The sequence below is a fragment of the Enterobacter cloacae complex sp. P40C2 genome (genome assembly GCF_014930695.1).
GTDB lineage: Bacteria > Pseudomonadota > Gammaproteobacteria > Enterobacterales > Enterobacteriaceae > Enterobacter > Enterobacter pasteurii.
Genome location: NZ_JADBRP010000001.1, coordinates 1,066,083 through 1,088,498 on the forward strand (window position 1 = coordinate 1,066,083; position 22,416 = coordinate 1,088,498).

At 59.5% G+C, this 22,416-nt stretch carries 21 protein-coding genes, 1 pseudogene and 1 riboswitch; of the genes and pseudogenes, 5 read left to right on the forward strand and 17 right to left on the reverse strand.

Annotated elements, in window-relative coordinates; translation table 11 throughout:
* Positions 1-38 precede the first annotated feature (38 nt).
* The 5 genes from moaE to moaA form a co-directional block, all read right to left on the reverse strand.
* The gene (moaE, locus tag IM304_RS05100; protein ID WP_148420764.1) at positions 39-491 is read right to left on the reverse strand and encodes a molybdopterin synthase catalytic subunit MoaE; all 453 of its coding nucleotides are present in this window, start codon (positions 489-491) and stop codon (positions 39-41) included.
* Position 492: 1 nt separating this feature from the next.
* Complete coding sequence (moaD, locus tag IM304_RS05105) at positions 493-738, reverse strand: molybdopterin synthase sulfur carrier subunit (protein WP_148420765.1); 246 nt, start codon at positions 736-738, stop codon at positions 493-495.
* Positions 731-1,216, reverse strand: a complete 486-nt coding sequence (gene moaC, locus IM304_RS05110) for a cyclic pyranopterin monophosphate synthase MoaC (RefSeq protein WP_193356625.1) — start codon at positions 1,214-1,216, stop codon at positions 731-733. The genes moaD and moaC overlap by 8 nt, the downstream gene beginning before the upstream one ends.
* A 3-nt stretch (positions 1,217-1,219) precedes the next feature.
* Entirely contained in the window at positions 1,220-1,732 is a 513-nt protein-coding gene (gene moaB, locus IM304_RS05115; protein ID WP_148420767.1) for a molybdenum cofactor biosynthesis protein B, read from the reverse strand.
* Between the two features lie 24 nt (positions 1,733-1,756).
* A complete protein-coding gene (gene moaA, locus IM304_RS05120; RefSeq protein WP_193356626.1) occupies positions 1,757-2,746 on the reverse strand; it encodes a GTP 3',8-cyclase MoaA in 990 nt (329 codons plus the stop codon).
* Positions 2,734-2,868: riboswitch (molybdenum cofactor riboswitch) on the reverse strand. It overlaps the preceding gene by 13 nt.
* Before the next feature lie 227 nt (positions 2,869-3,095).
* Between moaA and yvcK the strand changes: the two genes are divergently transcribed.
* Positions 3,096-4,004, forward strand: a complete 909-nt coding sequence (gene yvcK, locus IM304_RS05125; protein WP_148420769.1) for a uridine diphosphate-N-acetylglucosamine-binding protein YvcK — start codon at positions 3,096-3,098, stop codon at positions 4,002-4,004.
* Positions 4,005-4,066: 62 nt separating this feature from the next.
* Here yvcK and uvrB read toward each other — a convergent pair whose 3' ends face one another.
* Entirely contained in the window at positions 4,067-6,082 is a 2,016-nt protein-coding gene (uvrB, locus tag IM304_RS05130; RefSeq protein ID WP_148420770.1) for an excinuclease ABC subunit UvrB, read from the reverse strand.
* Between the two features lie 751 nt (positions 6,083-6,833).
* Here uvrB and IM304_RS05135 point away from each other — a divergent pair.
* Positions 6,834-7,556, forward strand: a complete 723-nt coding sequence (locus IM304_RS05135; RefSeq protein WP_148420771.1) for an ABC transporter ATP-binding protein — start codon at positions 6,834-6,836, stop codon at positions 7,554-7,556.
* On the opposite strand, the gene bioD is transcribed toward IM304_RS05135, so the two are convergent.
* The 4 genes from bioD to bioB are packed head-to-tail and all read right to left on the reverse strand — an operon-like array spanning position 7,519 to position 11,146.
* Complete coding sequence (gene bioD / locus IM304_RS05140) at positions 7,519-8,220, reverse strand: dethiobiotin synthase (RefSeq protein WP_193356627.1); 702 nt, start codon at positions 8,218-8,220, stop codon at positions 7,519-7,521. The genes IM304_RS05135 and bioD overlap by 38 nt on opposite strands.
* A complete protein-coding gene (gene bioC / locus IM304_RS05145; protein WP_148420773.1) occupies positions 8,213-8,968 on the reverse strand; it encodes a malonyl-ACP O-methyltransferase BioC in 756 nt (251 codons plus the stop codon). Before bioC ends, bioD begins: the two co-directional genes overlap by 8 nt.
* A complete protein-coding gene (bioF, locus tag IM304_RS05150) occupies positions 8,952-10,109 on the reverse strand; it encodes an 8-amino-7-oxononanoate synthase (protein WP_193356628.1) in 1,158 nt (385 codons plus the stop codon). The genes bioC and bioF overlap by 17 nt, the downstream gene beginning before the upstream one ends.
* Positions 10,106-11,146: a biotin synthase BioB gene (bioB, locus tag IM304_RS05155; RefSeq protein ID WP_193356629.1), complete on the reverse strand. Its 1,041-nt coding sequence runs from the start codon at positions 11,144-11,146 to the stop codon at positions 10,106-10,108. Before bioB ends, bioF begins: the two co-directional genes overlap by 4 nt.
* 68 nt (positions 11,147-11,214) lie before the next feature.
* Between bioB and bioA the strand changes: the two genes are divergently transcribed.
* On the forward strand, positions 11,215-12,522 hold the full coding sequence (gene bioA, locus IM304_RS05160) for an adenosylmethionine--8-amino-7-oxononanoate transaminase (protein ID WP_193356630.1): 1,308 nt from the start codon (positions 11,215-11,217) through the stop codon (positions 12,520-12,522).
* A gap of 75 nt (positions 12,523-12,597) precedes the next feature.
* Positions 12,598-12,861: pseudogene (locus IM304_RS05165) on the forward strand (YbhB/YbcL family Raf kinase inhibitor-like protein); the annotation flags it as partial.
* 104 nt (positions 12,862-12,965) lie between these two features.
* On the opposite strand, the gene hutH reads toward IM304_RS05165, so the two are convergent.
* The 5 genes from hutH to hutI form a co-directional block, all read right to left on the reverse strand.
* On the reverse strand, positions 12,966-14,486 hold the full coding sequence (hutH, locus tag IM304_RS05170; RefSeq protein WP_193356712.1) for a histidine ammonia-lyase: 1,521 nt from the start codon (positions 14,484-14,486) through the stop codon (positions 12,966-12,968).
* The gene (hutU, locus tag IM304_RS05175) at positions 14,483-16,171 is read right to left on the reverse strand and encodes a urocanate hydratase (RefSeq protein WP_193356713.1); all 1,689 of its coding nucleotides are present in this window, start codon (positions 16,169-16,171) and stop codon (positions 14,483-14,485) included. Before hutU ends, hutH begins: the two co-directional genes overlap by 4 nt.
* 127 nt (positions 16,172-16,298) lie before the next feature.
* Positions 16,299-17,033: a histidine utilization repressor gene (locus IM304_RS05180; RefSeq protein ID WP_148420780.1), complete on the reverse strand. Its 735-nt coding sequence runs from the start codon at positions 17,031-17,033 to the stop codon at positions 16,299-16,301.
* Between the two features lie 19 nt (positions 17,034-17,052).
* Positions 17,053-17,991, reverse strand: coding sequence for a formimidoylglutamase (hutG, locus tag IM304_RS05185; RefSeq protein WP_193356714.1), 939 nt, complete (start codon positions 17,989-17,991; stop codon positions 17,053-17,055).
* Entirely contained in the window at positions 17,988-19,211 is a 1,224-nt protein-coding gene (hutI, locus tag IM304_RS05190) for an imidazolonepropionase (RefSeq protein WP_193356715.1), read from the reverse strand. Before hutI ends, hutG begins: the two co-directional genes overlap by 4 nt.
* 223 nt (positions 19,212-19,434) lie before the next feature.
* Here hutI and IM304_RS05195 point away from each other — a divergent pair, with 223 nt between their 5' ends.
* Positions 19,435-20,718 (forward strand): putative acyl-CoA thioester hydrolase, encoded by a 1,284-nt coding sequence (locus IM304_RS05195; protein WP_176610855.1) that lies wholly within the window; start codon positions 19,435-19,437, stop codon positions 20,716-20,718.
* Positions 20,719-20,771: 53 nt separating this feature from the next.
* Here the strand turns inward: IM304_RS05195 and tisB are convergent, their stop codons facing one another.
* Positions 20,772-20,861 carry a type I toxin-antitoxin system toxin TisB gene (gene tisB, locus IM304_RS05200; protein ID WP_148420784.1) on the reverse strand — a complete coding sequence of 30 codons (90 nt, stop codon included), beginning with the start codon at positions 20,859-20,861 and terminating at the stop codon, positions 20,772-20,774.
* A 443-nt stretch (positions 20,862-21,304) separates the two neighbouring features.
* Entirely contained in the window at positions 21,305-22,300 is a 996-nt protein-coding gene (gene pgl / locus IM304_RS05205; protein WP_148420785.1) for a 6-phosphogluconolactonase, read from the reverse strand.
* Positions 22,301-22,416: the final 116 nt, after the last annotated feature.

The following is a 22,416-nucleotide window of genomic DNA, read 5'->3' on the forward strand; positions in this document are numbered from 1 at the left end:
AACACACACGTTAAGACTAACACATCCTCATAAACCTGTTACCAGCGGCTGGCAGCCTGCTTGTCGCTGTCGCGCGATTCTACCCAGCGCTCGCCTTCCGGCGTCGCCTCACGCTTCCAGAACGGGGCTTTGGTTTTAAGGTAGTCCATGATGAACTCCCCTGCCGCAAAGGCGCTCCCGCGGTGCGCGCTGGTGACGCCGACAAACACAATCTCTTCGCCGGGCCACATCTCACCGATGCGATGAATAACCGTAACCCGCCCCAGCGGCCAGCGGCCTCGCGCCTCTTCCACGATCGCCGCCAGCGATTTTTCGGTCATCCCCGGATAGTGCTCGAGCGTCAACGCTTTTACGCTGTCGCCGAGGTTGTGGTTACGCACTTTTCCGGTGAAGGTCACGACCGCGCCGTCTTCATCGCGCTCTGCCAGCCAGCCGTATTCGGTACCGACGCTAAAGCGTTCAGGGCCGACCAGAATTCGGGTTTCCGCCATCTTAACCCCCCGTAACCGGCGGGAAGAATGCCACTTCATCCCCTTCGGCCAGCGGGTGGCTGAACTCCACCAGCGTCTGGTTAACGGCGGCCAGCAGCTTGCCCTCGTCCAGCGCCAGCGCCCAGCGGTCGCTTTGCGCAGCCAGATGCGCGCGCAGGGCGGCGACGTTTTCAAAAGTAGCGTCCAGCGTCAGGCTGTCGGTATCCACCAGCTCACGGACCTGGGCAAAAAAGAGCACCTTAATCATGGCTGTCCACCTTAAAATCGCCGGATTTGCCGCCGCTTTTCGCCAGCAGACGCACCGGGCCAATCACCATATCCTTCTGCACCGCTTTGCACATGTCGTAGATAGTCAGCGCCGCCACGGACGCTGCCGTCAGCGCCTCCATCTCCACGCCGGTCTTCCCGGTTAAGCGGCAGAGGGATTCTATACGCACGCGGTTATGCTCCGGCTGCGCCTGCAGGTTCACCTCCACCTTGCTGAGCATCAGCGGATGGCAAAGCGGGATTAAGTCCCAGGTACGTTTTGCAGCCTGAATACCGGCGATGCGGGCGGTGGCAAACACGTCGCCCTTGTGATGGCTGCCGTCAATAATCATCGCCAGCGTCTGTGGCAGCATAGTGACGAACGCTTCAGCGCACGCCTCGCGCACCGTTTCAGCCTTGGCGGAGACATCCACCATATGCGCTTCACCGGCGGCGTTAATGTGGGTCAGTTGTGACATAGCTTATTTCTTTAAATGGGGATGAAAATTACACGGACGGGTACGGGCATCCAGCTGCGGGGCAATAATATTCTCCCACGCGGTGCGGCAGGCCTTAGTCGAACCCGGCATGGCGAAGATCAGCGTGTTGTTCGCCACGCCCGCTACGGCGCGCGACTGAAGCGTGGAGGTGCCAATCTCTTCAAAGGAGAGCATGCGGAACACTTCACCGAAGCCTTCCACTTCGCGATCGAACAGCGGGAGCAGCGCTTCTGGCGCCTGGTCGCCTGCGGTAAAGCCGGTACCGCCGGTAATCAGCACCACCTGGACGTCCTCACCCGCAATCCACTGCGAGACCTGCGCGCGAATGGCGTAACGGTTCTCTTTGACGATCGCTTTATCAACAACCTGGTGTCCGGCTTCGTGTGCCGCCTCGCGCAGCCAGTGGCCGGAGGTGTCATCCTCTTCACCGCGACGATCGGAAACGGTAAGAATAGCAATGCGTGTCGGGATAAATTCTGCGCTTACCTGACTCATCTTCTGGTTCCTTCTAAAGCCTGATTACCCGCCGATATAAGACAGGTTCTGAGTAATTCCGGTATTGCCCTGATGCAGGAAATGGGTCTGCTTTTTGTGCGTCAGCGCCTCGGAAATGCGTGCTTCAAGCGCGTCCTGCTGGGCATCGTCTTCCAGCAAATCACGCAGATCGACGCCGCCATCTCCGAACAGGCAGAGGTGCAGTTTACCCACGGAGGAGACGCGCAGGCGGTTGCAGCTGGCACAGAAGTCTTTCTCATAGGGCATGATAAGCCCGATTTCGCCTTCATAATCCGGGTGACAGAAGACCTGCGCCGGACCATCGCTACGCTGGCGGATCTGGTGGATCCAGCCGCGCTTCAGCAGTTCATCGCGCAGCACCATGCCGGAGATGTGATGCCGGCGGAACAGCTCGCTGCCCTCTCCGGTTTCCATCAGCTCAATAAAACGCAGTTGAATGCGGCGCGGTTTGATCCACGCCAGGAAGGTGTCCAGCTGATGGTGATTCACATCACGCATCAAAACGGTATTGACTTTGACCTTGTCGAAGCCGGCCGTAAACGCCGCGTCAATGCCGTCCATCACCTGACGGAACTTGTCCTGGCCGGTAATGGCGTGGAACTGACGGGCGTCAAGGCTATCGACGCTGACGTTAATCGCCGTCAGGCCCGCTTCGCGCCAGTTCGCCACGTCGCGCGCCATGCGATAGCCGTTGGTGGTCACCGCAATCTGGCGGATACGCTCGTTTTCGCGCACGGCGGCAATGATGTCAGGGAAATCACGACGCAGGGAAGGTTCTCCCCCGGTCAGACGGACCTTTTCCGTACCGAGTTCAGAGAACGCACGCGTGACGCGGCGCACTTCATCCACGGTGAGAAAGCCGTTATTGGTGACGCTGCCAGGCTTATAGCCGTCGGGCAGACAGTAGGTGCAACGGAAGTTACACACATCGGTAATCGACAAACGTAAGTAGAAAAACTTACGCGCGAAAGCATCAGTAAGTTGTGAAGCCATGTACACCTTTCCAGATACGGGAGGCACAGTCATTTCTTTCTGTACCCTGGTGGCAAATCCGCCACGGCCAGGGCGCCATATCTCTCGACACAGGCGCCAGGGCTAGAGTGTATGTTTTCAGTTTTGAAAACGTGGTTATGGCGATAGTAGCGTGGAAATCTCCACTGCGCCATTCTCGCTTTTCGCTATATAAATTTATACATAACGGTGTTATCGTGCATTTTCACTACAGAATACGCAAAAACAGCGCTTTCGCATTGATATACGTCATTATGGATTGTGAGAAGCATCGTCTTTTAGGGGTAGTTGCGTTACTGTGACGCAAGATAAAACAGGATAAGGAATGGGTATGCGCAATCGCACTTTTGCGGATCTGGACCGCGTGGTCGCACTTGGAGGAGGCCATGGCCTGGGTCGGGTTATGTCGTCGTTATCGTCACTTGGCTCACGCCTGACGGGCATCGTGACCACCACCGACAACGGCGGCTCTACCGGGCGGATCCGACGCGCCGAAGGCGGGATTGCCTGGGGTGACATGCGCAACTGTCTTAATCAGCTCATTACGGAGCCAAGCGTGGCCTCGGCGATGTTTGAGTACCGTTTTGGCGGGAATGGCGAACTTTCAGGCCATAACCTGGGAAATCTGATGTTAAAGGCGCTGGACCACCTGAGCGTGCGGCCTCTGGAGGCGATCAACTTAATTCGTAACCTGCTCAAAGTGGATGCGTTTCTGATCCCGATGTCGGAACAGCCGGTGGATTTGATGGCGATCGATGCCGACGATCACGAGGTATACGGCGAGGTGAATATCGATCAGCTCATTCTGCCGCCAAAAGAGTTGATGACCTACCCCAGCGTACACGCGACGCGTGAAGCGGTAGAAGCGATTGGCGAAGCCGATCTTATCCTGATTGGGCCGGGAAGTTTTTATACCAGCCTGATGCCAATCCTGCTGGTAAACGAGCTGGCGCAGGCGCTGCGCAGAACGCCCGCGCCCATGGTGTATATCGGTAATTTAGGTCGCGAGCTGAGCCCGGCGGCGGCGAGCCTGTCGCTGGCGGACAAGCTTGAACTGATGGAGCAGTACGTCGGCAAAAAAATTATCGACGGTGTCGTGGTCGGGCCGAAAGTAGATGTGTCGGGAATTGGCGATCGCGTAGTGGTGCAGGAGCCGCTGGAGGCGAGCGACATAAAATACCGTCACGACCGCCACCTGCTGCGCGAGGCGCTGGAGAAGGCGATTCAGGAGCTGGGGTAGGCTCGTTTTGTGCGGCCTGTTGCCCTCTCCCACAGGGAGAGGGCGAAAACACGCTGCTTTACCTAAGATGCGGCGATGAAGAGATCCCGAAGCTGATGCAGCTGGTCGCGAATTTGCGCCGCCTCTTCGAACTCCAGGTTCTGGGCGTGCTGCATCATCTGCCCTTCCAGCTCGTGGATCTTCTGCTGCAGCGCTTTCGGCGTCAGCGCGACGGTATCCTCTTCCACCACTGAACGGGCCTTGCCGCGGCCTTTCGCTTTGGTCTTCGCAATGTTCTGACCCAGCGCCAGAATATCCACCACCTTCTTGTTCAGCCCCTGCGGTGTAATGCCGTGCTCTTCGTTGTAGCGCTGCTGCTTCTCGCGACGACGTTCCGTTTCGCCAATGGCTTTCGCCATCGACGGGGTAATTTTATCCCCGTACAGGATCGCCTTCCCGTTGACGTTACGCGCGGCGCGGCCAATGGTCTGGATCAGCGAACGCTCGGAGCGCAGGAAGCCCTCTTTGTCGGCGTCCAGAATGGCCACCAGCGAAACTTCCGGCATGTCCAGACCTTCTCGCAGAAGGTTGATCCCCACCAGCACGTCGAACTCGCCCAGACGCAGATCGCGGATAATCTCCATGCGCTCCACGGTATCGATGTCCGAGTGCAGATAACGCACCTTCTCGCCGTGCTCTTCAAGATACTCCGTCAGATCTTCCGCCATACGCTTGGTGAGCGTGGTAACCAGCACGCGCTCGTTGATGGCGGAACGGGCGCGAATTTCCGAGAGCAGGTCGTCCACCTGTGTTGCCACCGGGCGTACTTCGATAATCGGATCCAGCAGCCCGGTCGGGCGCACCACCTGGTCCACCACGTCATCACCGGATTTTTCCAGCTCGTAGTTGCCCGGCGTTGCCGATACGTAGATAGTCTGCGGGGCAAGCGCCTCAAACTCTTCAAACTTCATCGGACGGTTATCCAGCGCTGACGGCAGACGGAACCCGTACTCCACCAGCGTCTCTTTACGCGCGCGGTCACCGCGGTACATCCCGCCGATCTGGGGGATGGTGACGTGTGATTCGTCGATCACCAGCAGGCCGTCCGCCGGAAGGTAGTCAAACAGCGTGGGCGGCGCTTCGCCCGGCCCGCGCCCGGAAAGATAGCGCGAGTAGTTTTCAATGCCGGAGCAGTATCCCAGCTCGTTCATCATCTCCAGATCGAACTGGGTACGCTGGCTCAGGCGCTGCTCTTCCAGCAGCTTGTTGTTCGCCAGCAGCACCTTGCGGCGGTCCGCCAGCTCAACCTTGATCTCTTCCATCGCCTGCACGATACGCTCGCGTGGCGTGACGTAGTGCGTTTTCGGGTAGATGGTGAAGCGCTGGATAACGGACTCGACGTGGCCGGTCAGCGGATCGAACAGCGACAGCCGTTCCACCTCTTCGTCGAACAGCTCAACGCGCAGCGCCATGTCGTCCGATTCCGCCGGGAAGATGTCGATTACCTCACCGCGCACGCGGAAGGTCCCGCGCTGAAACGCCTGATCGTTACGGGTGTACTGCAGCTCCGCCAGACGGCGCAAAATCGCGCGCTGATCGATGATCATCCCCTGCGTCAGGTGCAGCATCATCTTGAGATAGAGATCCGGATCGCCCAGGCCGTAGATCGCCGAAACCGAGGCCACCACCACCACGTCGCGACGCTCCAGCAGCGCTTTGGTCGCCGACAGACGCATCTGCTCAATGTGTTCATTCACCGAGGCATCTTTTTCGATAAACGTGTCGGAGCTGGGAACGTAGGCTTCCGGCTGGTAATAGTCGTAGTAGGAGACGAAATACTCTACGGCGTTTTCCGGGAAGAACTCTTTCATCTCACCGTACAGCTGCGCCGCCAGCGTTTTGTTGGGCGCCAGGACCATGGTTGGCCGCTGTAGATCGGCAATGACGTTGGCAATGGTAAACGTTTTACCCGAACCGGTTACCCCAAGCAGGGTCTGGTGCGCCAGCCCGTCTTCCAGCCCCTCTTCCAGGCGACGAATAGCCTCGGGCTGGTCCCCAGATGGACGGAAAGCAGAATTCAATTTGAACGGTTTACTCATGGGCAACGACCTGATGACGTAATAAGCGGCAGGTGAGTAATTTTACTCGTTGTGGCCAGGATTGCCAGTAAAAAACACTGGATGAAAAACCAGTAGCGTGTCAGGATATTTAGCGTAGCGGGGAGAGGTTTAGCGCGATCCCGACCAAAATTTTATATCAGACAAAATAAAACACCACGCTTTGGGGGTTATCCCCAGAACTATTACTTTTTTAACATTTGTCAAGGGACGATATGAAAGTTTTGTGGCAACCCGTCGTGGTGCGGTGCCGGGAATTGCATTTATCTAATTCATTAATAAACAACGATTATTTCATCAAGCCGCGTTTCGCATCAATTTGGGCGTAACCCGCGTATTCTCTCGCTTATCGCGTGTTTTCTAACTCTAATGCACAAGGTTATCCACAGGAATAGTGGATAACTGCCTCCAGCCCGTATGGCGCGTACTTCAGCAAATTCCCGGTTTTTCCCACGAAGCGGCGGTAAAAAATTTTTATCACTCTTTTTTGCCTGGAAAGCGCTCAATTTTTCATAAGCAGTCGGTGAGATCTTAATCACATTTCCGTCATTTTCCCCTGCACCACAATTCAACATGTTCGGCACCGGGAGCGTGCATTTGAAGCAGCCGTTTTACTTTTAAGCAGTGTGTTATTCCTAAAAACGGCCTTTTTTTAATCATTATTCAGCTTCTGGCAGGCGTTTTGCAGACATCAACCTGAGCCTTACACCCATACATTTTTAAGGAGAGAAAGATGTTGAGTCTGCGTGCTGTAAATCAGTTTTACGGAAGCCAACATACGCTATGGAACGTGAATGTCGACTTTCCGCAAGGGATCTGTACAGGCATCGTTGGCCTGCCCGGCATGGGCAAATCCACGCTCATGAACTGCATTACCGGAAAAGTGCCCGTCGAGAGCGGCACCATCATCTGGCATGAAGCCGGTGCGCCGCCGCGTAATTTGCTCAGCCCGTCGGCAGAACCCCCTGCGCCGCCAACGATAGGCTACGTCCCGCAGGATCGGCGGATATTTTCCCAGCTGACCATTGATGAAAACCTGCATATCGCTATGCGGGCGACGGGGAAACCCGATCCTGCCGCAAAAAGCGAGGCGTATGATCTCTTCCCGGAGCTGTATCCGCTGCGCCAGGTCCGCGCCGCTACGCTTTCGCCTGACGACCAGTATCGGCTGGCCCTGGCCAGCGCGCTGGTTAACCGCCCGCGGGTGCTGATCCTGGATGAGCCCATGCATGGCGCCGGGCAGAGTTTCGCCCACAGGCTGGGACAGCTGCTGGTGCGGCTGAATCGGGAGCTGGGAATGACGGTGCTGTTAGCGGAGCAGCAGCTGTCGTTTATCCGCCGGGTGGCGGACCGTTTCTGCATGCTCTATCGCGGGCGTAACGTGGCGCAGGGCCACGTTAACGAGCTGAATGACGAGCTTATTGCACACTGGATGGCGCGGGACGTAAGGCGCTGAGATTGAGATACTGCCCGGTTTCCGCCTGCTCTGCACCGTCGGCAAGCCACGGGATCTCCCCCAGGAACGGCGCTGGCAGCATCCGCTTCAGCGTCGCCAGATACTCAGCATGGCGCTTACCCGGCGCAACCACGTCATTGGCTATCCAGCCTGCCAGCTGCAGCCCGGCCTGCCGTACGGCCTGAGCGGTCAGTACGGCGTGGTTAATACACCCAAGCTTCACGCCGACCACCAGAATCACCGGGAGCCGTTCGGCCTGCACCCAGTCGGCAAACGTCTGCTGTTCCGAAAGCGGGGTAAACCAGCCGCCGGCCCCTTCCACCAGCACCCAGTCGGCCTGACTTTCAAGCGCGCGCAGGCCGGATGAGAGCACGGCGAACTCAATCGGACGGCCTTCATCAGCACTCACGATGTGCGGCGAGGTTGGCTCGGCGAAGGTGTAGGGATTTACCGCAGAATAGGCCAGGCTGAGGCTGCCGTTACGCTGTAGCGCCAGCGCGTCGGTATTGCGTAACCCCTCAGGGGTCATCTCGCTGCCGGAGGCCACGGGCTTATATCCGGCGGCCTTTTTCCCCAGCCGTTTCGCCGCCTGCAGCAGCGCGGCGCTGGCAACCGTTTTACCGACTTCGGTGTCCGTGCCGGTAACAAAATAACGTTCAGTCACGTTCAATAATCCCATGAAAAAGATGATAGGAGAGCGGGAACTGGCCCCGCGCCTGCGGCCAGGCCAGCTCCAGACGCTGTAGCTGACCGCGGGTGAGCGGCTTCTTCTCCCGCCCGGCGTGCAGGTGCGTGGCGCCAATGCCCTTCAGAGAGCGCATGGCGCTTAGCGCATCGCTAAATTCGAGGGTGACGGTCTGGGCCACGCCGCGATAGCGCCAGCCGTCCAGCGCCTGGATGACCTGCCCGTGGGAGAGAAACCGGTTGGCGTGCGGTTGCGCATCCACCGCCCTCCACGCCTGATTCAGCTCCGGCAGCGAACTTTCCAGCAGGGTGGTAAACGCCACCGTCCCGCCGGGCCGCGCCACGCGGTACAGCTCGCGCAGCGCCTGAGGCAGGCTGGTGCACCACTGCACCGCCAGATGGCTCCAGACCAGGTCGAACCGGGCGTCCGCCAGCGGAATGGACTCGATATCGGCTACCAGATAATGGTCCGCCGACTGCTGCTGACGGGCTTCTTCCAGCATTCGCGAGGACAGATCCAGCGCCGTAACGTGGCTGCCGTTCTCGCGCCAGTAGCGGCTGTTGCTTCCCGGCCCGCAGCCCGCGTCCAGCACCTGCGCAAACCGTTTGTCGCCGAGCGCGGAGAGCAGCCCGCGCGCGCTCAGGCGCTGCAGCTCATCGTGCTGTGAATAGCTTTGCGCAGCCCGGCCAAACGCCGCGGCAACGGCCTGCTTATTGACGGGAGACATGCAGGGCCTCCAGAAGGGCGTCGATATCCCCGGTTTCGTGCGCTGCCGTGAGCGTCAGACGCAAACGCGCGGTGCCCGGCGGAACGGTAGGCGGACGGATAGCCGTCACCCACATTCCGCTTTCCCGCAGCGCCTGTGCCAGCGCCAGCGCCCGGTGGTTTTCGCCCACGATCAGAGGCTGTATGGCGCTTTGTGAATCGGTCAGGCGGAACGGGAGCTCGCTAATGCCCCAGCGAAAACGCTGAATATGTTCAGCCAGGCGCGCACGGCGTTCAGCCCCCTCTTCGCCGCGGATCACGGACAGTGACGCGCAAAGCGCCACGGCCTGCGCCGGGGGCATGCTGGTGCTGTAGATCAGATGCCGGGCGAACTGGACCAGGTAATCGGCCACCGGCTCGCTGCACAGCACCGCGGCGCCGCTAACGCCAAACCCTTTTCCGAAGGTAACCACCAGCAGCTCTGGCCTGACGCGCTGCCGGTACGCGCTTCCGCGCCCCTCTTCGCCAACGACGCCAGTGCCGTGGGCATCGTCAACCATCAGCCAGGCATGATGCCGTTTTGCGGCCTCGTGCAGGGCGGCGAGCGGCGCGCTGTCGCCATCCATGCTGAATATCCCTTCCGTCACCGCCAGCTGGAGACCTGTACCGTTTTTTTCCAGCAGGGCGTTCAGCTGAGCGACATCGTTATGGGCAAAACGCCGCAGCTGCGCCGGGCTGAGATGTGCCGCTTCGAGCAGCGAGGCGTGGCTCAGGCGGTCTGCGACAATGCGGTCCTCTTTGCCCATCAGGGCGGCAATTACCGCCTGATTGGCGGCAAAACCGGAGATAAACAGCAGCGCGCGCGGATAGCCCAGCCAGTCGGCCAGCGCCTCCTCCAGCGCCTGATGCGCGGCGGTGTAGCCGCTGACGTGCCCGGAGCCGCCGCTGCCCACGCCGTATCGTTCCGCGCCCTGCTGCCAGGCGCGAACGACCTGCGGGTGCTGGCTCAGGCCAAGATAGTCGTTGCTGGAGAAATTGCAGAACCGCTGGCCTTCCCGGGTGAGAAATCGGCCTGCGCCGTGTTCCACCACCCCGCGTACCCGAAACGCATCCGCCGCCCGACGCTCGTCGAGCGCGGTACTGATGCGCGCCTGCCAGGTCATACGGCTGCCGCGTTGTAGAACCGATCGGTGTCGGCGTTGAAAATCTGCTGCTCCAGCTGCTGCTGTTGCTCGATATCCCCCGCCTGCACCCCGGTCTGGTGCGGGTTCAGCCCCAGCTTGCGGAACAGCTGAACGTCTTTGTCCTCTTCCGGGTTCGGCGTGGTCAGCAGCTTGCAGCCGTAGAAAATGGAGTTGGCCCCGGCCATAAAGCACATCGCCTGGGTTTGCTCGCTCATCTGCTCGCGACCGGCAGAGAGGCGAACGTAAGAGGTCGGCATCATGATGCGCGCCACCGCGATGGTGCGGATAAAATCAAACGCATCCACGTCGTCGTTATCCGCCAGCGGCGTGCCTTTCACCTTCACCAGCATGTTGATTGGCACGCTTTCCGGCGGGGTCGGCAGGTTCGCCAGCTGTAACAGCAGGCCGGCACGATCCTTCACCGTCTCGCCCAGGCCCACGATACCGCCGGAACAGACCTTGATCCCCGCGTCACGCACCTTATCCAGCGTGTCCAGACGCTCCTGATAGGTGCGCGTGGTGATGATGTTGCCGTAGAACTCCGGCGAGGTGTCGAGGTTGTGGTTGTAATAATCCAGCCCCGCCGCCGACAGACGCTGCGCCTGCTCGTCGTTCAGCGTGCCGAGCGTCATGCAGGCTTCGAGCCCCATCTCCTTCACGCCCTTTACCATCTGCTCCAGATACGGCATGTCGCGATCGCTGGGGTTTTTCCACGCCGCCCCCATGCAGAAACGGGTCGAGCCGGCGTTTTTTGCCTTACGCGCGGAGTCGAGCACCTGCTCCACCTCCATCAGGCGCTCGGATTCAAGTCCGGTTTTATAGCGCGCGCTTTGCGGGCAATATTTACAGTCTTCCGGGCAGGCACCGGTTTTGATCGACAGCAGCGTGCTGACCTGAACATGGCGAGGATCGAAGTGCTGACGGTGCACCTGCTGCGCTTCAAACATCAGCTCCAGGAAAGGTTTATTGAATAATTCAGTGACTTGCGACATCGTCCAGCGTGCGTGGTGAGCCATCGGGCTTCTCCAAAGGGTTTTGTTAATTGTCGGTTCGGTTTATACTTGTAAACCTAAAACTTTTCAAAATGGTTTACAAGTCGATTATGACCCAGGACGATCTCGCCTTCGACAGACAGCATATCTGGCACCCTTACACCTCAACGACCCGTCCCCTTCCCGTCTATCCGGTGGCCTCCGCCCACGGATGCGAGCTGCATCTCGCCAGCGGCGAGCGGCTTGTGGACGGAATGTCCTCCTGGTGGGCAGCGATCCATGGCTATAACCATCCGCGGCTGAACGCGGCGATGAAGTCCCAGATTGACCGGATGTCACACGTGATGTTTGGCGGGATCGCCCATCAGCCTGCGGTCGATCTGTGCCGCCGTCTGGTAGCAATGACCCCCGACGCGCTGGAGTGCGTGTTTCTTGCCGACTCCGGCTCGGTGGCCGTGGAGGTGGCAATGAAAATGGCGTTGCAGTACTGGCATGCGAAAGGCGAAACGCGCCAGCGGTTCCTCACCTTCCGCAACGGCTATCACGGCGACACCTTTGGCGCGATGTCGGTGTGCGATCCGGACAACTCCATGCACAGCCTGTGGAAAGGCTATCTGCCGGAAAACCTGTTTGCTCCGGCTCCGCAGAGCCGCTTCGACGGCGAATGGGACGAGATGGACATGGTGGGCTTTGCGCGGCTGATGGCGGCCCATCGCCATGAGATTGCTGCCGTGATTCTCGAACCGATTGTGCAGGGCGCGGGCGGAATGCGGATGTACCACCCCGAGTGGCTGAAGCGCATTCGAAAAATGTGCAACCGCGAGGGCATTCTGCTGATAGCCGATGAGATCGCCACCGGCTTTGGCCGCACCGGGAAGCTTTTCGCCTGCGAGCATGCGGGGATTGCGCCGGATATTCTGTGCCTGGGCAAAGCGTTGACCGGCGGCACCATGACGCTCTCCGCCACGCTTACCACACGCCACGTTGCCGACACCATCAGCGACGGCGAAGCGGGCTGTTTTATGCACGGCCCAACGTTTATGGGCAACCCGCTGGCCTGCGCGGTGGCAAGCGAAAGCCTCGCCATTCTGGAGAGCGGCGAATGGCAGGCGCAGGTGGCGGCGATTGAGGCGCAGCTGAAACAGGCGCTGAGCGCGGCGGCGGATGCGCCATACGTGGCGGACGTCCGCGTGCTGGGCGCCATCGGCGTGGTCGAAACGACGCATCCGGTTAACATGGCCGCGTTGCAGCGCTTCTTCGTTGACCAGGGCGTGTGGGTGCGGCCGTTCGGTAAGCTGATCTACCTGATGCCGCCGTACAGCATATCGCAGGAGCAGTTACGCAAGCTCACGTCGGCGGTGGTTAAAGCCGTGACTATTCCGGCGCATTTCACGATTTAACCCTATGGGTTACACTTTGTGAACGAGTGACTCACGAGGGTAAACCGTATGAAAATCATCAGCAAAGACTTACGCGACGGCGAAAAGCTGCCGCAGGGTTCCGGCTCCGACCTGGTTGCCCTCCCTGAAGGTGCAATACAGACGCGCACTGATTTTGGCAAAGCGGGCTACGGCGGCGCGGCGCCGCCAAAAGGGGAAACCCACCGCTATATCTTCACGGTGCACGCGCTGGACGTGGATAAGATTGAGGTCGACGAAGGGGCAAGCGGCGCGATGGTGGGCTTTAACGTGCATTTCCATTCGCTCGGAAGTGCATCGATTACGGCGATGTATTCGTAATCGTGCGGTCTGATGCCCTCACCCCGGCCCTCTCCCACGGGGAGAGGGAGAAAACCTGACAATTCCCTCTCCCTGTGGGAGAGGGTTAGGGTGAGGGGAAAAAATCACAGCACCGGCGGCAGCAACCCCACCAGCCGTCCTTCTTCCAGAAGCTGCATCGCCTTATCAATATCCGGGGCAAAGAAGCGGTCGTCATCGTAGTGCGTAACGTGCTCGCGCAGCGCATGACGCGCCTGCTCCAGCAGCGGGCTGGACGTCAGCCCTTCGCGCAGATCGATGCCCTGACACGCCGCCAGCCACTCTACCGCCAGCACGCCGCGGGTGTTGGCGGCCATCTCCCACAGGCGACGCCCGGCAGCCGGGGCCATCGAGACGTGATCCTCCTGGTTTGCGGAGGTGGGCAGGCTGTCCACGCTGTGCGGATGCGACAGCGCTTTGTTCTCGCTCGCCAGCGCCGCGGCGGTTACCTGGGCGATCATAAAGCCCGAGTTTACGCCGCCGTTGCGCACCAGGAACGGCGGCAGCTGGGACATATGCTTATCCATCATCAGCGCAATGCGGCGCTCGGACAGCGCGCCCACTTCGGCAACCGCCAGCGCAATATTATCCGCCGCCATCGCCACGGGTTCGGCGTGGAAGTTGCCCCCGGACACCACCTCGTTTTCCTGCGCAAACACCAGCGGGTTATCGGACACCGCATTGGCTTCCACCAGCAGCACCTCTGCCGCCTGACGCAGCTGCGTCAGGCACGCACCCATCACCTGCGGCTGACAGCGCAGGGAATACGGATCCTGCACCTTCTCACAGTTGTGGTGTGAATCGGCAATGGCGCTGGTGTCGGTGAGCAGATGCCGGTACATCGCGGCGGCATCAATCTGGCCGCGCTGGCCGCGCACCTCGTGAATACGCGCGTCGAACGGCCGACGCGAGCCGAGCACCGCCTCGGTGGTCAGCGCGCCGCAGACCACCGCCGACGCAAACAGATCTTCCGCTTCAAACAGGCCGCGCAGCGCGAAAGCCGTCGATGCCTGAGTGCCGTTGAGCAGCGCCAGCCCCTCTTTTGCCGCGAGGGTGACTGGCGCCAGCCCGGCTTTCTTCAGCGCCTCTCTGGCAGGCAGCCACTCCCCCTGCCAGCGGGCCTGGCCCTCGCCCAGCAGCAGCAGGGACATATGCGCCAGCGGCGCCAGATCGCCCGATGCACCGACGGAGCCTTTTGCCGGGATCCACGGATAAACTTCTGCATTCACCAGCGCCATCAGCGCCTGGATCACGCTCAGACGAATGCCGGAAAAACCGCGCGCCAGGCTGTTGATTTTCAACACCATCATCAGGCGGACAATATCGTCGTCCAGCGGCTGGCCAACGCCCGCCGCGTGCGAAAGCACCAGCGAACGCTGTAAATTCTCCAGATCGTGCGTGGCAATGCGGGTCTGGGCCAGCAGGCCAAAACCGGTGTTGATGCCGTAAGCGGTGCGCCCTTCAGCCACGATGGCCTCGACGCACGCCACGCTGTCGTTAATCGCACGGTGGGCGCTTTCATCAAGCGTGAGCGTGACCGGCTGCCGCCAGACGCGACGCAGCTGTTTGAGCGTCAGCGAGCCGGGAGTAACAGTTAAGGCGTTCATGCAGGCTTTCCTTGTGTGGCGGTAATCATCGGCAGGTTCAGCCCCTGCTCTCTGGCACAGTCAATGGCAATCTCGTAACCCGCATCCGCATGGCGCATGACGCCCGTCGCCGGGTCGTTGTGCAGCACGCGGGCAATGCGCGCGGCGGCTTCATCCGTTCCGTCACAGACGATGACCATCCCGGAGTGCTGGGAGAAGCCCATCCCGACGCCGCCGCCGTGGTGGAGAGACACCCAGGTTGCGCCGCTGGCGGTGTTGAGCAGGGCATTCAGCAGCGGCCAGTCGGAGACCGCATCGGAGCCGTCGCGCATGGCTTCGGTTTCACGGTTCGGGCTGGCGACGGAGCCGGAGTCCAGGTGGTCGCGACCAATCACGATCGGCGCGGAGACTTCGCCGCTGCGCACCATTTCGTTAAAGGCCAGGCCGAGCTTTTGCCGCCACTCCAGCCCTACCCAGCAGATGCGCGCCGGTAAGCCCTGGAAGCTGATGCGTTCGCGGGCCATGTCCAGCCAGCGGTGCAGATGCTCGTCGTCGGCGACGATCTCCTTCACTTTGGCGTCGGTTTTGTAGATATCCTCCGGATCGCCGGACAGGGCAACCCAGCGGAACGGCCCTATGCCGCGGCAGAACAGCGGACGAATATAGGCAGGCACGAAGCCGGGGAAGTCAAAGGCATTGCTGACGCCCATCTCTTTTGCCATCTGGCGGATGTTGTTGCCGTAATCAAAGACCGGAATGCCCATCCTGCTGAAGGCGAGCATCGCGGATACGTGTTCCGCCATCGAACGCTTGGCCGCCAGCACCGTGCCCTCCGGATCGGAATCCGCTTTTTGCTGGTACGTTTCCCAGCTCCAGCCTTTAGGCAGATAGCCGTGCAGCGGATCGTGGGCGCTGGTCTGGTCGGTAACGAGATCCGGGCGCACGCCGCGCGCCACCAGCGCCGGCAGAATATCCGCCGCGTTGCCGCACAGGGCAACCGACACCGCTTTGCCTTCGGCGGTGTAGCGCTTAATTCGCGCCAGGGCGTCGTCAAGGTCGGTGGCCTGCTCGTCCACGTAGCGGGTGCGCAGACGGAAGTCGATGCGGCTCTGCTGGCATTCGATGTTCAGCGAGCAGGCTCCCGCCAGCGTTGCGGCCAGCGGCTGCGCGCCGCCCATGCCGCCCAGACCGGCGGTGAGCACCCAGCGGCCCTTCAGCGAGCCGCTATAGTGCTGGCGGCCTGCCTCCACGAAGGTTTCGTAGGTGCCCTGCACGATGCCCTGGCTGCCGATGTAGATCCAGCTGCCGGCGGTCATCTGGCCGTACATTGCCAGCCCTTTAGCGTCCAGCTCGTTGAAGTGCTCCCACGTCGCCCAGTGCGGCACCAGGTTGGAGTTGGCAATCAGCACGCGGGGCGCATTTTTGTGGGTTTTGAATACGCCGACCGGCTTGCCGGACTGCACCAGCAGGGTTTCGTCGTTTTCCAGATTCGTTAAAGACTCAACAATGGCGTCATAGCACGCCCAGTTGCGCGCGGCGCGGCCAATGCCGCCGTAAACCACCAGCTCGTGGGGGTTTTCTGCCACCTCAGGATCGAGGTTGTTCATCAACATGCGCAGCGGTGCTTCGGTGAGCCAGCTTTTTGCAGTGAGGGTGGTGCCGCGCGCGGCGCGGACATCCTGCTTGCGGTATTTATCTGACGACATTGTGTGTTCCTTGTAAGGGACAGGTGATGCATTTAGATATACTTGTATAGACAAGTGCACACAAGGCCAAATTTAACAGAAAAGATACAATTTTGCTATATTGCGTTAGCGATCACGCTTATCGATCTTATGACATAAAGTGGCCCTGCAGCCGGTAGCGATTCCCCGGGAACAGCAGCTTCGCGTGCGACACAATTTGCGAGGATGACCAGGTACGGCGGCGGATCAGCAGGCAGGGATCGTGCTCTTTAATGCGCAACAGCTCGCATTCCTGCGGCGTGGCGCGCACCGCCTCCACAATATGCTCCCCTTCCGTCAGCGGGGCGACGAGGGAGAGATACGCATGCGGCGTCGTTTGCGTGTAGTCCTGGTTAAGATAGTCCGGGACCAGCCCGGCGTTAACGCAGCGATCTTCAATCTGTACCGGAACGTCGTTCTCATAGTGCACCATCACCGAATGGAAGATGCGCGTGCCCTCCTTCACGTTCAGCTCAGCGGCCTGCCCGGCGCTGGCCTGCGTCTCCTCAAGCACCAGCACTTCGCAATGGTGCTGATGATGACGGGAGGTAATTTCATCGGCAATGCTGCGGATTTCAAACAGCGCCGATTGCCCTTTTGGCTCGGCCACAAAGGTTCCGACCCCCTGCAAACGCACCAGCAGCCCTTCATCGGTAAGTTCGCGCAGCGCACGGTTGATGGTCATGCGGCTAAAGCCAAACTGCGCCACCAGCTCGGCTTCTGACGGAATGCGGTCGTGCGGACGCCAGACGCCCGCGGCGATTTTTTCACTGATCGCCTTTTTCACCTTTTCATAAAAAGGTGCGGGCGGGCTGGCCGGTTGCTGCGGTGAGCGTGAAAACATGCTGACTCCTGTAATGTTGTTATGCCCACCAGTGAGCAATTTGCCAGGCCAGTCGGGCGGCTAGCTTCGCGCCCTGACCGTCCCGATCGTAGTGCGGGTTAAATTCCACGAGATCTGCCGCCTGTAGTTTACCGCTTCGGCAGATACGCTCAATCACCGGCAAGAGATCCAGGGCCGGAACCCCCAGCGCCGCAGGGGCCGACACGGCGGGCATTTCTGCGGCGGGCAGCACATCGAGATCGATAGTGAGATAAACCCGGTCTGCCCCCGCGAGCACGCGGTCCAGGGAGGATAACGCATCGCGGCGAAAATGCAGATCTTCCACCAGCGTTACGTTTAGCCGCCCGGCTTCATCCCACAGCGCCTGCGTATTCGCCGCACGGCTTACGCCCAGGCAGGCGTAGTGAAACTCGCGCGACCGGGACGCGCAATAGTGCGCCAGCTGGCGGAACGGCGTGCCGGATGTCGCCCGCTCAGCCTTGCGTAAATCCAGGTGCGCATCAAGGTTGATCGTCGCAACGCGTTCAGTGGCGAAGGCATCAAGCACGCCGCGCCCGTGCGCCCAGGCGGTTTCATGTCCGCCGCCGAAAACCAGGGTTCGCATCCCGGACTGCTGGCACGCGGTTACCGCATCGCTCAGCGCCCGCTGTGCCGCCTCCAGGGCGTTGCCTTCAACATAAACAGAGCCCATATCCACCAGCCGCGCGTGTCCCTGATGGCTTGCCATATTCGCCAGCGCGCCGCGCAGCACGTCTGGGGCCTGCGCGGCTCCGGGCCTGCCCTGGTTACGCTTTACCCCTTCATCACACTCAAAGCCCATCAGGGCGATGCCTGACGGCTCGGGGGAGAAGCGTTCACGCTGCCGTATCGTCTGGAAAAGGCGCTTTGCGGTGCTGGACTCGGCGCTGTCGTCACGCCCCTGCCAGACCTGCGGAGAAACGGGATGCCACAGCTTCATGCTATCTGCCCCCGAAATACGCGATGATATAAGGGATTACGCCCCGGCTCGTAAACCATCTCAACCGGATGTTTGGCCTCCCAGACGACAAAGTCGGCCACGTAGCCCGCCCTCAACTGCCCGTGCGTCGCGCCGCGCCCCAGCGCCTGCGCGGCATGGCGCGTCACGCCTGCCCAGGCTTCTTCCGGCGTCAGGCCAAACTGGACGCAGGCCATATTCATCGCCAGATGCAGGCTGGCAAACGGGCTGGTGCCCGGATTGTAATCGGTGGCTACGGCCATCGGCACGCCCTGTTTTCTGAGCTGCTCCACCGGGGGACGCTGACGCTCCTGAAGAAAATAGAACGCCCCCGGGAGTAATACGGCGACCGTGCCGCTGTGCGCCATCGCCTGGATCCCCGCATCATCAAGATACTCAATATGATCCGCGGAAAGCCCCCTGTAGCGGCTGACCAGCGCCGCGCCGCCCAGGCTGGAGAGCTGCTCTACGTGCCCTTTAACCGGGATACCGAGCGCGGCGGCGGCCCGGAACAGGCGTTCGGTTTGTGCCGGGGTAAAGCCGACGTTTTCACAAAACACGTCCACCGCTTCAAACAGTTCTTTTTGCCAAAGCGCGGGGACGATCTCCTCACAGACCAGCGTCATATACGCGTCCGGATCCTGCCGATACTCAGCAGGGACGGCGTGCGCCGCCAGCAGCGTCGGGCTGATGTCCACCAGGTTGTTCAGGCCGAGCTGGCGCGTAACCAGCAGCATTTTCTCTTCGGTATCGGCATTGAGCCCGTATCCCGATTTGATTTCAACGGTCGTTACCCCCTCGTTCATCAAACGCCGGAGACGCTGCTGCGCCAGAGCCAGCAGGGTTTCCGGTGAACTGTTGCGGGTGGCCGTCACCGTGGCGTTAATCCCGCCCCCCTGGGCGCTAATGGTCTGATACGATACGCCGTTAAGCCGCTGCTCCCATTCCGCCGCGCGGTCGCCGCCGAACACCAGGTGGGTATGGCAGTCGATCAGGCCGGGAGTGACCAGACGCCCGTTGAGATCGACACACTGGCGATGCCCGGAGGGGACCTCTGATTCAGGAATAACGGCCAGAATCGTTTGGCCACGCACCACGAGAGCATGCTGCTCTTTCAGACCATACGGTTCCGGTTCGCCTGCAACCAGGGTTGCCAGTCGGGCATTTCGCCATATCACATCGTCGGGATGAATCTGCTGCATGTGCCTTCCACTTGTCATGGGTTGTATAGACATTTATTTTCATCTGCCACCGACTGTCAACCGCCCTGAGGCAAAATGTTATTTATTTGTGATGACTTTCCCGTCCCCTCCGGGCAAAAGTGCAACTTTCCCCCTTTTTATCTTCCCGTTTCGCTCAACTTAGTATAAAAAAGCAGGCTATTTCGTCTATCCAGATAAGACTTGCATACCCAGGAGCATTACCTTGACTATTTCCAGGATTTCCCGTCTGGCGTTGGCACTTGCCTTTGGCGTGACTTTATCCGCGTGCAGCTCAACACCACCGGATCAGCAACCCTCTGAGCAGGTTGCTCCGGGCACCGCTTCCCGCCCTGTTCTGTCTGCGGATGAAGCGAAGAATTTCACCCGTGCGCACTATTTCTCGTCGATGGATCCAAACGCTGCCCCGTGGACGCCTTCTTCTATTAACCTGCCGAAACAGCCAGACTTCGTTGTTGGCCCGGCCGGGGCGCAGGGCGTCACGCACACCTCTATTCAGGCAGCGGTCGATGCGGCAATCACCAAACACAGCGCATCTCGTCAGTACATTGCGATCCTGCCGGGTGAATACGAAGGCACCGTGTACGTTCCGGCGGCCCCTGGCAGCATTACTATTTACGGCCTGGGCGAAAAAGCGGTCGACGTAAAAATTGGCCTGGCAATTGATTCAGAGCTCGACGGCGCGGCCTGGCGCCATCTGGTGAACCCGGCAGGCAAATACATGCCAGGCAAACCGGCGTGGTATATGTTTGATAAATGCCAGAGCAAGCGTGCCGCCACCGTTGGCGTGATGTGCTCGGCGGTATTCTGGTCTCAGAACAACGGCCTGCAGTTACAGAATCTGACCATTCAGAACACCCTGGGCGACAGCGTTGACGCAGGTAATCACCAGGCCGTGGCGCTGCGCAGCGATGGCGACAAGGTACAAATCAACAACGTCAATATTCTTGGCCGTCAGAACACCTTCTTCGTCACCAACAGCGGCGTGCAGAATACCCTCCAGAATAACCGCCTGACGCGCACCCTGGTTACCAACAGCTACGTTGAAGGTGATGTGGATATGGTGTCCGGTCGCGGTGCGGTGGTGTTCGAGAACACCGATTTCCGCGTGGTGAACTCGCGCACTCAGCAGGAAGGTTACGTGTTCGCGCCGGCCACGCAGTCCAACCTCTTCTATGGCTTCCTGGCCGTTAACAGCCGCTTTACGGCTGCCGGTGACGGCGTTGCGCAGCTTGGCCGCTCGCTGGACGTGGACTCCGCCACGAACGGTCAGGTGGTGATCCGCGACAGCGTGATTAACGAAGGCTTTAACGTGGCGAAACCGTGGGCAGACGCGGCGATCTCCAAACGTCCGTTCTCCGGCAACACCGGCACGGTGGATGATAAAGAGAAGGTGCAGCGCAATCTGAACGACGCTAACTTCAACCGCATGTGGGAATACAACAACCGCGGTCTGGGTAGCAAGGTGGTTGCCGAGCCGAAGCAGTAAAATAAGCGTAAAAGGGGGATTTTTAATCCCCCTTTTTACTGCGACTGGATACGTCAGGTACCGAACTTAAGAAACGCATCCAATAGTTGCATAATTGCAACCATGAGTTGCAGGAACAGAATTGCCCATTCCACACCGCTCATACGCAACTCCTTTGGTATAGAGCACTTCTCCTCTGGCTTACCTTTCCGCTGCCTGTCGCCCGAGGTGTGTTGGTTTCATTTCGAGATGCTCCACAGTACAGGCACTGCCGGCACCACCCGACAGCCAGGACTTGAAACGGATCCTGAAGTGCGGAACTGCAACGTCTCGAACCAACGGAATGGATTATATCAAGCCGCTACTGTACATAAAAACAGTTGAAGGGTAATTAGGAATTTATAAAGACGCGCGCTTAAATTCACTGAATTTACTAAAAATTATAACTGGCGCAATGCGCTATTTTTAACATCATCTTTGACAATCATTTTACTTCACCACGGGCCGATATTATTATCAGTCCGTTGGTTTCCTTTCGAGATGCTCACCCGGCTACCACCGGGCGTAAAAAAACCTCGCATTTGCGAGGTTTTTTGCTTTCTGCGGATCAGTGCGCGTTAATCACAACCCACATTGGCCCCTGGCCGACCGCATAGCGTCCTTTCTCTTCCAGTAGCCCCTGCACGCCCTTGATTTCATAAAGCGCGATGTGGTGGGATTTCTGCCCCGCCGCAATCAGGTATTTGCCGCTGTGATCGACATTAAAGCCGCGCGGCTGGGTCTCTGTCGGCTGGAAGCCCTCAATCGCCAGCACGCTGCCGTCTTCAGAGACGCTAAACACGGTGATCAGGCTGGAGGTACGGTCACAGGCATACAGGTGACGGCCATCCGGCGTGATATGAATATCGGCCGCCCAGCGGGTGTCGGAGAAGTCAGACGGCATCATGTCCAGCGTCTGCACGCACTCAATCTGACCGTTAGGATCTTTCAGCTCCCACACGTCTACCGAGCTGTTCAGCTCGTTTACCACGTAGGCATACTGCTGATTCGGATGGAAGACCATATGGCGCGGTCCTGCCCCTTCTACGGTGGTCACTTCCGCCGGGCTTTGCGCGACCAGGTGGCCGTCTTCGCTCAGGGTGAACAGACAGATGCGATCCTGCTTCAGCGCCGGCACCCACAGCGTGCGGTTATCCGGGGAAATGTTAGCTGAGTGGCAACCTTCGAGCCCTTCCACCACGTCGACCGTTTCAACCGGAATACCGTCTTCCAGGCGGGTAACGCTCACGCAGCCTGCATTGTAGGAGCCGCTGAAGATAAAGTTGCCCTTATGGTCGGTAGAAATATGGGTCGGGCTGCCCGGCAGCGGTGCTTCTGCGGTATAGGTCAGCGCGCCATCATCCGGGGAGATGCGGTAGGCCAGAACGCGAAATTCCGGGCGCACGCCGACATAAAGAAAACGTTTATCCGGGCTGACGACCATCGGCTGAACCTGGCCTGGCACATCAACAACCTGAACCAGCGTAAGCGAACCTTCTGTATTCAAACGCCAGACATGGATCTGCTGACTTTCAGGACTGGCGGTATAAACGGTTTGTTTCATGAATACTCCTGATTATTTTTAACGGTGAATGCTGAATTGTAGTTCGGGATTTTGCAGGGATCCGCTCTCGGTGTACCATCCCGACAGGCCTTAAATTCAACATTAACCCGGAAGAA